Annotated in this window: 9 protein-coding genes and 1 pseudogene; 5 read left to right on the forward strand and 5 right to left on the reverse strand. The window is 65.6% G+C overall.

Annotated elements, in window-relative coordinates:
* Window positions 1-380: 380 nt before the first annotated feature.
* Window positions 381-3,353, reverse strand: a complete 2,973-nt coding sequence (locus EJI00_RS11970; protein ID WP_126747717.1) for an EAL domain-containing protein — start codon at window positions 3,351-3,353, stop codon at window positions 381-383.
* Window positions 3,350-4,435, reverse strand: a complete 1,086-nt coding sequence (locus EJI00_RS11975) for a TRAP transporter substrate-binding protein (protein WP_260590697.1) — start codon at window positions 4,433-4,435, stop codon at window positions 3,350-3,352. The genes EJI00_RS11970 and EJI00_RS11975 overlap by 4 nt, the downstream gene beginning before the upstream one ends.
* A gap of 168 nt (window positions 4,436-4,603) precedes the next feature.
* On the opposite strand from EJI00_RS11975, the gene EJI00_RS11980 reads away from it, so the two are divergent.
* Entirely contained in the window at window positions 4,604-5,512 is a 909-nt protein-coding gene (locus EJI00_RS11980) for a LysR family transcriptional regulator (RefSeq protein WP_126747719.1), read from the forward strand.
* 97 nt (window positions 5,513-5,609) lie between these two features.
* Here EJI00_RS11980 and EJI00_RS11985 read toward each other — a convergent pair whose 3' ends face one another.
* The gene (locus EJI00_RS11985) at window positions 5,610-5,990 is read right to left on the reverse strand and encodes an HU family DNA-binding protein (RefSeq protein WP_126747720.1); all 381 of its coding nucleotides are present in this window, start codon (window positions 5,988-5,990) and stop codon (window positions 5,610-5,612) included.
* A 111-nt stretch (window positions 5,991-6,101) separates the two neighbouring features.
* A complete protein-coding gene (locus EJI00_RS11990) occupies window positions 6,102-7,016 on the reverse strand; it encodes a LysR family transcriptional regulator (RefSeq protein ID WP_126747721.1) in 915 nt (304 codons plus the stop codon).
* Between the two features lie 161 nt (window positions 7,017-7,177).
* Here EJI00_RS11990 and EJI00_RS11995 point away from each other — a divergent pair, with 161 nt between their 5' ends.
* Together EJI00_RS11995 and EJI00_RS12000 are read left to right on the forward strand one after the other, a co-directional pair.
* A complete protein-coding gene (locus EJI00_RS11995) occupies window positions 7,178-8,158 on the forward strand; it encodes a Bug family tripartite tricarboxylate transporter substrate binding protein (protein WP_126747722.1) in 981 nt (326 codons plus the stop codon).
* On the forward strand, window positions 8,158-9,687 hold the full coding sequence (locus EJI00_RS12000; protein ID WP_126747723.1) for an amidase: 1,530 nt from the start codon (window positions 8,158-8,160) through the stop codon (window positions 9,685-9,687). The genes EJI00_RS11995 and EJI00_RS12000 overlap by 1 nt, the downstream gene beginning before the upstream one ends.
* A 70-nt stretch (window positions 9,688-9,757) precedes the next feature.
* Here EJI00_RS12000 and EJI00_RS12005 read toward each other — a convergent pair whose 3' ends face one another.
* Window positions 9,758-10,504 (reverse strand): carbonic anhydrase, encoded by a 747-nt coding sequence (locus tag EJI00_RS12005; RefSeq protein ID WP_126747724.1) that lies wholly within the window; start codon window positions 10,502-10,504, stop codon window positions 9,758-9,760.
* 68 nt (window positions 10,505-10,572) lie between these two features.
* Between EJI00_RS12005 and EJI00_RS12010 the strand changes: the two are divergent.
* Window positions 10,573-10,816, forward strand: a pseudogene (locus tag EJI00_RS12010) (heavy metal-binding domain-containing protein); the annotation flags it as partial.
* Between the two features lie 188 nt (window positions 10,817-11,004).
* A partial coding sequence (locus EJI00_RS12015; protein ID WP_148110634.1) for a hypothetical protein occupies window positions 11,005-11,438 on the forward strand: 434 nt, incomplete at its 3' end.

The raw sequence follows: 11,438 nt of genomic DNA on the forward strand, positions 1-11,438 counted from the left end.
ACTCCCGGATTGCAGCGCTCGAACCTCGTGGCTGCCGTGCGGCAGATGCAGTAATTTAGCATCAGCAGATACTTTCCGCGTAGGACAAGGCCCAGATTGCACCCGGCGCGCACAAGGCCCGGGAGCGTGTCAGGCGCTGGAAGGCTCCTGCCGGGGCCAGGGGGCACTGCCCGCGGCCCTGGTGCGGGGCTCTGCCATCATGAAGCGGTTCTTCCCTTCTTTCTTGACCGAGTACAGCGCCTCATCGGCGCGCATGAACAAAGACGACAGATCCTCGTCTTCCTGCCCGGCAAGGGTCGCTCGCGTGTTGCGCTTGACGAAGCAGAGCTCGGCGCTGGCAATGCCGATCGTGTGTGGACTCCGGCGGGCAGGGTGGACGCTCAGTCCGCCATGGCAACATCCAACTGCGCTTCGAACTCTTCGAGCGGCACCGGCCTGCTGAACAGGTATCCCTGGCAAAGCATCGCTCCGTGCATCTGCAGAAACTCGAACTGCTGCTGCGTTTCGACGCCCTCCGCCACGATCTCAAGCTCGAGGTTGCGCGCCATGCCGATGATGGCCTGGATGATCAGTTCGACCTTCGGGTCGGTGCCGATGCTCTGCACGAAGAACTTGTCGACCTTGATCTGGTCCAGCGGAAGTTGCGTCATGTACGACAGCGACGAGTAGCCGGTGCCGAAGTCGTCCATCGAGAAGCGCACGCCCATCGACGCAAGCAGTTGCATCTTGCTGACCGTTTCCGTCATCTTGTCCTGCAGCAGGCTCTCCGTGAGCTCGAGCTTCAGTCTTGTCGGGTCTGCGCCGGTCCTGCGCAGCACATCGCGGACGCGGTCCGCAAAGTCTGCGGTGCGGAACTGGCGCGCGCTGACGTTGACCGCCAGCTGCAGATGCCGGCGCCTCGGGTCGTGGCTCCAGCGCTCGAGCTGCACGCAGGCCGTCTCGAGTACCCACAAGCCGATGGGCACGATGAGCCCGGTTTCCTCGGCCAGTTCGATGAAGCCCCCAGGGGGAACCATTCCACGCTCCGGATGGTGCCAGCGTATGAGCACTTCCGCGCCCGCAATGCGCCCGTCGGACGTGACCTGGCTCTGGTAGTGCAAGATGAACTGATTGCCCGCCAGGGCCGCATGCAGTTCGCTCTCCAGCGTCGCGCGGGCCGTGATGGCCGTCTGCATCGCGGTCTCGAAGAAGCGCAACGCGTTGCCACCCGCCGACTTGGCGTAGTACATGGCGATGCCCGCATGCTTGAGCAAGTCTTCCAGCGACTGGTTCGCGTCGCCGAAGACCACGGCGCCGATGCTGCACGTGCTGTGGTACTCGTGGTCTTCGAGCTGGAACGATTCGCCCAGCGCGGCGAGGATGGCTTCGCCGGACGCATTGGCCTGCATCGCGGCAACCGAAGGGTCTTCGCTGAGGTTTTCGATCAGCACCACGAATTCGTCGCCGCCCAGCCGCGCGACCGTGCCGCCTTCGCTCAGGCTGGCTTGAAGCCGGATGGCAACCTGCTTGAGCAGCGCGTCGCCCGTGGCATGCCCGAGCGCGTCGTTGAGCGTCTTGAAATCGTCCAGGTCCAGGAACAGCAGCGCACCGTGCCGGGAGCGGCGCACGTTCGAGTCGACGGCGGCCTGCAGCCGATGAAGCAGCAGTTGGCGGTTGGGAAGGCCCGTCAGGTTGTCGTAGAAAGCCAGGTGCTCGATCTCGCGGGCGGCGAGCTTGCTCTCGGTGATGTCCCGCAGAATAACGATGAACCGCGCGTCCGCACCTTCGCCCACCAGCTTGCGCGAGACTGAAATCTCGAACCACACCACGCCCTTGGGAACCCGGGTCTCGAACTGCCTTCCCGATGAAAAACCGAACTCGAACGCATCGCGCAGCGCGACCATGACCTCGGCCGCGGCATTCGCCGGCAAGAGATCGGACATCATCTTGCCTACCGGCTCGCGCACCTTGATCGACGACTTGGGGCGGCGCGGTGAATGGAAGCGGTAGCAACGGCCGTCGATGCCGGCCTCCAGCAGCACGTCCGGCAGGGCATCGAGCGTGGCTTGCAGCTGCGCCTTGCCTTCGAGAATGTCGGAGACGTGGCGCTTCTTCTCGGTGACGTCACGGTAGATGCACACCAGGCCGCCGTCCGGCGTCGGGCTTTTGACGGCGACGACCACCTGCCCGCCCGGCAGGACGAGCTCCTGCTCGCTGTGCGGATGCAGGCTGCGCGAATTCTGTTCGTCGATGGGCTGGAAAGGGGCTTGCGGCGCAAGCAGCTTTTCCGCCCAGGGAAAGTAATCGACGAAGCGGCGGTTCCAGGTGATGACGCGGCCTTCGGGATCGAGCAGCACGAAACCGTCCGCCATGGATTCGAGCGCCTGGTCCAGCGTGGCCTTGGAGCGCATCAGGTCGGCGCGCGCACGCCACTGCCGCAACAGCTGCGCACGGGCGAAATAGCCGACCGCAAGAATCATCAGCGTGAAGGCCAGCGCGATGGTCAGGATGGAATTTCGCTCCCTGCGCCAGTCTTCGAGTGCGAGCTGGAGCGGAATGCCGGCAACGATCAGCAGGTTTCTGTGCAGCGTGGGCCGTGCGACAACGATGGCCGGCAGGCCGCTGAGCCGCGCGACCATCCGGTGCGGGCGCCCGTCGCTGGTTTGATCGGTCATGGCCGGCCTGATGCTGCGGCCGGCGAGGTCGTCGCGCGGCGGCATGCTGGCCAGCAAGGCCCCCGACTCGCGTTCCAGCGTCACCTCGAGCCCCCTGATGTTCGCCCCCTGCGCAAGGATGGTGGTGAGCATCGAAACCTGCACTTCGGCAACCGCCACGATCCTGCCGCCGTCCGCAAGCCGCAGCACGCGCCCGAAATACAGCACCTGCTGCGAAGTCGCCTGGCTCACCGTTGGCGCGCTGACCGACAGCATGGCCCCCGGCCGGCTCAGGATTTCCTTCAGGAAGCCCTGGGGCAGCTGCAGCGCCAGCTTCGCTCCGCGGCGGTCGGAAGACGCGATCACCGCGCCCTCGGGATTCAAGAGCGCCACATACCGGACCAAAAGGCTCTGGCGAACGACCGTCTCGATCAGTTGCGCGGCTTCGGGCGCCGTGATGTCGGCCGCCACGCTGTCTTCGCTGGAGTTCCGCAGGAACTGCCCCATGCCCGCCAGCAGCATGTCGACGGCCAGCAGGCTCCGGTTCAGCGCGGCTTCAGAGGTAACGACGAACCGCGTGGCCTGGCTCTCGCTGTTGGTGATGGCCTTTTGATAGGTCTGCCACATCGTGAACGCGGCAATGGCGAGAACGGCCGCCAGGAACAGCGCCGCCACGCCGTAGATAAAGGCGGTGATGCGGCGGGGCAGCAGCTTGTTCACTGCCCGACGGGAGCCTTGATGCCCACCACCGGGCCGACAGTCTGGTCCCAGACCTCCGCGCACACGGTTCCGCATCGCTGCACCCAGCGAGTCAGCACGCTCGAGGCGAATATTTCGCGCCGGCGGCGTTCGTCAGTGGCGGAAGGACGTGCCTCGACCATGGCGCCCCTGGTACCTTTCACGCAAGTGGCGGCGCCGGTGTTGCATGCAATGCCGTTGCCGGTGTCGCGCTCCGATTCTTCCCAGACCGCGGCCTCGAGCTTTGGCAGCTCGGTTTTCAGCAGGGTCTTCAAATCCGCGGAAAGCGCGTTCCATGCGTCCGTGTTTGCGCCGAATACCGCGACGCCCCAGTTGATGGGCATCGTGTAGAGCGAACTGGTGATCTTGTGCAGGCCCAGCGTGTTGCCGGACATCGCGCCGGTGATGGCGCATTCGGTGTTGGCGGAACTCATGTTGGCCATGAGCTCGGCAAACTCGGTGGACACCGGCACGCCGCCGAGGGCGCGCACGAAGTCGGCCTGGGTGGTGCCCGAAACACGCACGCGCCGGCCCGACAGGTCGGACAACTGCTTCATGGGCTGCTTGCAGAAGATCACCTGGGCCGGATATACATACACGGCCAGCAGCTCGACGCCATGGCGCTCGCGCAGCGTCTTTTCGAGATAGGGCCGGAATGCGCCGATCACTCGCCGCATGGAGGACATGTCGGGATTCAGGCCGGCAATGTCCGGCGTGCCGATTTCCGGGTACTCGTTGCTGACCTGGCTGAGCAAGGCGGTGCCGAACGGAATGACGCCCAGTCTCATGAGATTGAGCATTTCCTGCCCGGGCACGCCCGCCTGGTTGAACGGGACGATGCTCGCGGTGTATTTGCCGCCGCTCAGGCGAGCCAGGTCCTTGCCCCAGAAACGCTCTTCCTGGAGCGCGTACTGATTCAGGCCGGCCAGTCCGCCCACCACGCGAAGCCGCGTGGGCGCGGAGTGCTGTGCTGCGCTGTTCGTTGCCGCGAAAGCCAAGGCAAGCGCGGCGACATGAACCCAGAGGGCAGGTCGCCAAGCGGATGCTGCTTCGCCGGTCTTCATGCCCCGGATCATGATGCCGATTGTGCTTCCTGTAAGAAGTTTTTTACAAAATCGCCGGTTTCCGATTGCCCCCGGACAGGAAAGTCGGGACGACTCGTTGCGCGCAGGGCACAGAGATACCATCCGCAAACCCCTGGCCGTGGGCCGTCTTATTCAAATTCCAGATCGATGACCGCGCCCGACCTTTCCAGCCGCCAACTGCGCGCGTTCACGGCGCTGGCCGAGCAGCGCAACTTTACGCGCGCCGCCCAGGCCTGTCATTTGTCGCAGCCCGCGTTCAGCGCGCTGATCCGAACGCTGGAAGATGCGCTCGGCGCGCGCCTTTTCGACCGGGACACGCGCAGCGTGCAGCTCACACCGGAGGGGCGGCTGTTCGAACCCTCGGCCCGGCGCCTGCTCGACGACATGCAGGATGCGATCGGCGACCTTGCCGACCACTCCGAACGGCGCAAGGGCCGCGTGAGCGTGGCGGCGCTGCCTTCGCTCGCGGCCGGCTGGCTGCCGGCCATCCTTGCCGAATTCATGCACACGTGGCCCGGCATCACGGTGGAGCTGCACGACGCCCTTTCCGATGCCTGCATTGCCCAGCTGCGCGGCCATCAGGCCGACTTCGCGCTGGCGGCCACCGGCGCCGATGCGGCCGCGGCCAGCGACCTGCGCGGCCGCAAGCTCTGCGAAGATCGCTTCCACCTGGTCTGCCGCAAGGACCATCCATTGGCTGGTGTCGCCAAGCTCACGGCCAAGCAGCTCGCGCCCTGGCCCTTCATCCAGATGGCGCGCAACAGCAGCGTGCGCCAGTCGCTCGATGCGGCGCTGCACCCGCTGCGGCTCAATGCGGTGTTCGAGGTCGAGCACCTGGCCACCGTTACGGGGCTGGTCGAGGCCGGCATCGGCATCAGCGTGGTGCCGGAGCTCACGCTGTTCCACTTTCGGCGCGACACGCTGGTGACGCGGCCGCTGCCGCTGCCCGGCCTCACGCGCACCATCTACCTGGTGCAGCGCCGCGAGGGAAGCCTCTCGGTGGCGGCCCAGACGCTCTACGACCTCATTCTTGCGAGGCTCGGCACGCTGGCCTGAGGCCCATGTGCTTCGCGGGCATAAAAAAAACGGCCCCGAAGGGCCGTCTTTTTGATGAAAGCAGCCTTGCGGCCGCAAACCATGGCTCGCCGAAGTCTTACTTCTTGGCAGCCTTCTTGGCGGGAGCGGCGGCCTTCTTGGCCGGTGCTGCCTTCTTGGCGACGGGCTTGGCGGCTGCCTTGTCGGCCTTGCGCTTTGCAGCCTTGGGGTCGATGGCGGCCTTGAATGCTGCGCCCGGCACGAACTTGGGCACCTTCTGTGCGGCGATCTTGATCTTGGCGCCGGCTTGCGGGTTGAAGCCGGTGCGTGCGGCGCGAGCCACTTGCTTGAAGGTTCCGAAGCCGATGAGCTGGACGGGGTCGCCCTTCTTCACTGCGGCGACGATGGAACCCGTGACGGTTTCCAGGATACGGGCGGCTTCTGCCTTGCTGACGTTGTGGGCGGCGGCGATCTTTTCGACCAGTTCGATACGGTTCACTTGAAAATTTCCTTTGGATTGTTCTCGTCATGTTGCCAATGACGGCGCAGCGGCTGAGGCCACTGCAAGCGGCGCGGAGTGTAGCGCACACGGGAACCGGTTTCTTTGCGTTCAGGCGCTGGCCTTGATGGCATCGGTGAGGAATTGCACGAATGCCTTGCCCGCATCGGGCAGCGATCGCCCTGCCAAGGTCTCTACTTCGAGGTGACGCTCGTTCATTTCGCGGTCCTTCAGCGCAATGGCAACCAGCGCCTTCGACTTCAGCTGCGTACGGATCGACAACTCCCCGTAGAACGCAATGCTGCCGCCTCCCGCGGCCGCAAAACTCACGAGCGCGTTTGCATGGTTGCTCGACATGGCCTGCACGTACTGCAGCCCCTGCCGGCTGCAACTGGTGTCGAGCAGTTGCCTGATCGAGCTGTCCTGCGGCGGCAACCCCAGCGGATAGGCCACCACCTGGCGCAAGGACAATTGCCGCTGCGCCGCCAGCGGATGGTCGTTGGCCATCACGGCGAGGATGGGGCTGGGGTGGCGCAGCTCGATCTTGATGCCCGGCTCGGGCACGGTGCTCAAGGTGATGCCGATGTCCGCCTCGCCGTCGCGTATGCGCCCGGGTATGTCGTGCGGCGGGCACACCTCCAGGTGAAAGCGGATGCCCTCGTGCTTGCTGCGAAAACGCGCAATCAGCGTCGGCAGGAAGTCGAACGCAAAGCCTTCCGTGCTTGCCAGGCGCACGCGCCCGCTGCGCAGCCCGCGCAGGCCCTGGATGTCGCCTGCAACCCGCTCGATGTCCTGCTGCACCCGCTTGGCATGCGCGGCGAGCAACTCGCCGGCGGCATTGGGCACCATGCCGCGCGCGTGGCGGTCGAACAGCAGGGTGTCGAGTTCGCGCTCCAGGCGGGCCACCTGCCGGCTCACAGCCGACGGCGCCACGTTGAGCTTGAGGGCCGCCTCCTTGACCGAGCCTGTGCGCACCACCTCGAGGAAGTACCGCACGGCGGTCTCCTGCAGCGCATGAAGTGCCATGAAGTTCTCCCGTTCAAAGATGGGCAAACAGCCGCCTCGATTGCCGCAACGGCAATCCACAATTCTAAACATTGCGCTTGTGGCAGCGGGCTTCGGCTCCTAGGATGCAATTGCACTCGTTGTCACACCCCCGTCACACCCCGTCCGCTCAGGAGTACTTCATGAACCGCCTCCCCGCATTGGCCAGCCTGCTGCTCATGTCCTGCCTCGGCCTTGCATCCATGGCGGGCGCTGCGGAGACCGGCTTTCCGACGCGCCCGGTCACGCTCGTGATTCCCTTTCCACCGGGCGGTGCCACCGACGTGAACGCACGCGTGATCGCCCAACGCCTGGGCAAGGAGCTCGGCCAGCCGGTGGTCATCGAGAACCGCGCCGGTGCCGGCACGGTCATCGGTGCGAGCTATGTCTCCAAGGCAGCGCCGGACGGCTACACGCTGCTGGTGAGCTCGGGCACCACGTTCACCGTGAACCCCGCCATCCGCGCGAATCTTCCGTACGACCCGGTCAAGGGCTTCGACCAGATCGGCCTGGTCGGCCGCGTCGGCCTCATCCTGCTGGCCAACAGCGAGGTGCCGGTAAAAACCGTGAAGCAGTTCGTGGACTACGTGAAGGCATCGCCCGGCAAGTATTCGTATGCTTCGTACGGCACCGGCACCACGTCGCAGTTCGCGGGAGAAACCATCCTCAACGCCGCGGGCCTCAAGATGACGCACGTGCCGTACAAGGGCAGCGCACCGGCCATGACCGACCTGATGGGTGGCCAGGTTCCGTTCAGCATCGACACGGTGAGCGCTGCCATTCCCCAGCTCAAGAGCGGCAAGATCAAGGCGATTGCGGTGACCACGGCCAAGCGCTCCACCCTGTTGCCCGATGTCCCCACCATGGCCGAGAGCGGCTACCCGGATATCAACATGGACTCGTGGCTGGTCGTGTCAGCGCCCAAGGGCCTGCCTGCCGACGTGAAGGCCAAGCTCGAAAAGGCGCTTGCCGCCACCGTGGCCGACGCCGACACCCGCGCCAAGCTGACCGCGCAGGGCATGGAGCCGGCCTTCAGCAACAGCGCCGCCGTGAGCGAATTGATCAACAAGGAACTGCCGCTGATGCGCGCCGTTGCCGCCCGCGCCAACATCACTGCCGACTGATGGACACCCGATTGATCGAACAATCCGCCGTCGAACTGCGCCGGCTCATCGGCAGCAAGGCGGTTTCGCCGGTCGAGCTTCTGGAGGCTTGCATTGCGCGGATCGAGCGGGTGAACCCGTTCGTCAATGCCGTGACCGCGACCTGCTTCGACCGCGCAAGAGCCGAGGCCAAGGCCGCTGAAGCCGCCGTGATGCGCGGCGATGCGCTGGGCCTGCTGCATGGCCTGCCGCTGGGCGTGAAAGACCTGGAGCCCACCGAAGGCCTGCTCACCACCTGGGGCTCCGCCATCTTCCGCGACCACGTGCCCGAGCAGGACATTGAGCTGGTGGCCCGCCTTCGAAAGGCCGGCGCCATCGTGGCAGGCAAGACCAACGTTCCGGAAATGGGCGCCGGCGCCAACTCGCGCAACGAGGTGTGGGGCGCCACCGGCAATCCGTTCAATCCCAACCTGAATGCGGGAGGCTCCTCCGGCGGTTCGGCGGCGGCCCTGGCGTGCGACATGCTGCCGGTATGCACCGGCTCCGACACCGGCGGCTCGCTGCGGATTCCGGCGGCCAAGTGCGGCGTGGTGGGCTTCAGGCCATCGCCGGGCATCGTGCCGAGCGTGCGAAAGCTGCTGGGCTGGACGCCGATTTCCGTCGTCGGGCCGATGGGCCGCACGGTGGCAGACGCCTGCCTGCAGATGGCCGCTTCCGCCGGCATGCATGCGGGCGACCCGTTGAGCTACCCGCTCGATCCGCTGTCTTTTCAGAAGCCCATGGACATCGACCTGAGCAGGCTGCGCGTGGCGTGGACCGAAGACTTCGGCGTTTGCGCGGTGGACGACAACATCCGCGCCACCATGCGACGGAAGATCGGCGCCATGCGGCACCTGTTCAAGTCTTGCGACGAAGTGACGCTGGACCTGGGCGAGGCCCACCGCTGCTTCGACGTGCTGCGCGCCGAAGCCTTTGTGGCCGGCATGCATGCGGCCTACCAGCGCGACCCTTCCAGCCTGGGCCCCAACTCCCGCGCCAACTACGAAATGGGCGCGCAGATGAGCCTGCTCGACAGCGCCTGGGCCCAGGCCGAGCAGACGCGGCTCATCAAGCGCTTCCAGGCGACCTTCGCCGATTACGACCTGATCCTGTCGCCCACCACGCCGGTGTCGCCCTTCCCGTGGACGCAGCTGTATGCGGACACCATCAACGGCGAGAAGCAGGCCAACTACTACCGCTGGCTGGCGCTGACCTATGTCGTCACGCTGACGACGCATCCCGCGCTTTCGCTGCCTTGCGGCGTCGACCACGCGGGCATGCCCTTCGGGCTGCAGATCGTGGGCGGCTTCCGCGCCGACCACCAAGTGCTGGGCGCTGCGCATGCCATGGAAATGGCATTTGCTGCCGATGCGCAGCTGCGCCGTCCACGCCCAAATCTTTCGGCTTTGCGCATGGCCGAACCTGCGCTCACATCCATCGTCACCGCACCGCCGGGCCTGCACGGCGGCGCGCCTGCGGCTGCGGCCCCCTCAGCGGTTTCCGCCGTCTGAGAAGACTGCGCCAAAACTGAAAAACCCCCGGCTCTGCGAAGAATCGGGGGCTTGCTTTTTTGCTTGGCGTTCAGCGGCTGGCGGAGGCTGCGCGATTGGACGCCGGCGTCACCGACGGAAAGCGGATCAGCGGACGCCCGTTGAGCTCCTGCAGCTTGCGGTTGTTGTGGGCATAGCGCGCGCGGAACTGCGAAATCTGCGCCGGAGACAGCGACACCGGTGCCTGCAGCACATACCACTCGACGTTTTCCGTCAGCGGCGGCGTGGTCAGCGAACCCAGGTAGTGGTAGTAGGCCTTGTCCTTGGGCAGCAGAACGGAGATGTCGGCCTTGGACAGCTCGCCATGGCCTTCCTTCTCGAGCGCCGCCAGCACCTTGGCCGCCAGCGGATTGGCCGGGCCTTCGCGGTACATGACGCCCACCACGGCCAGGCGGCCGTCCGCGGCGCGGAAGACGAAGTGCCCTTCGAGCGGAAAGTGCTTGCCGTCCACCGTGTGTTCGCTCTCGGCATGGAAGTGGAACTGCAGCAGTTTGAAGTGCCGGCCGCGAATCATGGCGTCCGGCCCCTTCGCCTCGACCTCCACCGCATGGCCGTTATCGACGACGTCGAGCACCGCGCGGGCGTTGCTCAGGCGAATGTCTTGCGGCTCGAGCGCATCGCCGGCCTTGGCTTCACCGGTGGGAATGTCGATCGGCGACTGGGCGCTGTCGTGAACCGCCTTCCAGTTTTCCTGATGGTCGTAGTCCAGCGCCTGGGCGTGGACCGTTGAAGCCGCGAGCAGCGCAACGCTCAGGAGACAGCGAGAAACTGGGGACATGTGCAAGGATTCCAGGAAATAGTTGCGGGATTGTCCGGACGCCTACCTGACCGGAGGCTGACCCTCAAGCCCCGCCTGCCTGCGTCGCCGGATCGCCCACGATCTACGCCTGCCCCAATGCATCCGGAAATACGGCAGGACCACACCGGCAATTGCCCCAAGTGCGACATGACGCCGGAGCCGAGATGCCGCCGCCTTCGTCTACAGCGTGGCAGCCACCGTGGCACCCCGCGCTTTTCCGATTCGTTCATGTCGATGGGCCGCGTGGCGGTGTACGTCGAGGCTGCGGCGGTGGTCATCGGCATTGCGCTGCCGACGTGGCCCTCGCGTTCCTAGATGCCGCGTGGCCCTGTGCCTGTTGGCTTGGTTGAGTGTGGCGTCGTCACTGCGTTCCGGTGCCCGCGCACTTTGGTCACCGCAACTCGCAAGCGACTTCACTTCCAAAGAGCAACGTTTGCAAACCCCACTGGCGCAGCAAGCCCGGGTGGGCCTGCAAGCAGGTGATCTACCTTGCGCCCCATGGCCGCAGTTGCCGCGAAATCGAGGCCAGCTTCAATCGTCAGCATGACGGGTACCTGACGGTTGGCCACAGCTGGGTGGCCGAATACATCAGGGCGCATGCGCTCGAGATCGCCGAGCGCCGCACGGCGATGCGGCGGCGTCCGCCTCGTTTCTTTGCGGTGGGCCACACCTGGGCACTGGACCTGACCTTCCTGGTCAACGCGCAGGGCTTCACCTTCGCCATGCTGGGCATCATCGATCACGGCTCGCGCCGCTTGCTGTGCATGAAGCAGTTGCCGTGCAAATGCACGCTGGCGCTGTTGGGTCATCTGTTGCTGACGATGGCACGCTGTGGCGTGCCGGCGGTGATCCGCACCGACAACGAGTCGATGTTCGCGGGCGTGCTCTGGCGTGCCGTGCTGAAGGCGCTAGG

This window comes from Variovorax sp. DXTD-1, from assembly GCF_003984625.1.
Taxonomy (GTDB): domain Bacteria; phylum Pseudomonadota; class Gammaproteobacteria; order Burkholderiales; family Burkholderiaceae_C; genus Variovorax.